Here is a 514-nt window from a genome sequence, read left to right as displayed (position 1 = left end):
AAACAATGCTGCGTGAAGGCGTAGGGTTGACGGCAGGAATGTAGCAAACGCCATCTTTTTGTTTTTCGGCTGGAATAGAAAGCTGAGGCAACAAAGTAATACCCGCTCCCGCAGCAACCATATTACGCAAAGTTTCTAAACTGGTGGCTTTAAAGCGCTCATCATCTTTTGCTCCTGCCGCAAAGCAGAAACCTAACGCTTGGTCGCGTAAGCAATGTCCATCACCTAAAGCCAGCACAGTCTTCCCATTGAGCTCCAACATATCAACCTGGTCGAGCTGTGCCCATTCATGACCACATGGTACAGCAACACTAAGCGGTTCGTTGTACACTTCAATCTCTTTAAATGGGGCAGTTTCCGCCACAGAAGCCAATACCAAACAGTCCAGCTTCCCTTCCTCTAGCTGACGAACCAACTGATGAGTTTGAGCCTCATGCAGGAACAGCTCAAGCTCAGGGAACTCTTCTTTCAGCTGTGGAAGAATTTTAGGCAATAAGTACGGGCCAACTGTCGG

At 48.2% G+C, this 514-nt stretch carries 1 protein-coding gene; it reads right to left on the bottom strand.

Annotation, left to right across the window (positions count from 1 at the left end):
* Nucleotides 1–514: LysR substrate-binding domain-containing protein (locus tag R7044_RS28140; protein WP_263857081.1), on the bottom strand; the 514-nt coding region annotated here is incomplete at both ends.

This window comes from Vibrio sp. 1402, assembly GCF_033340275.1.
This window is presented reverse-complemented; position numbering and strand designations above follow the sequence as displayed.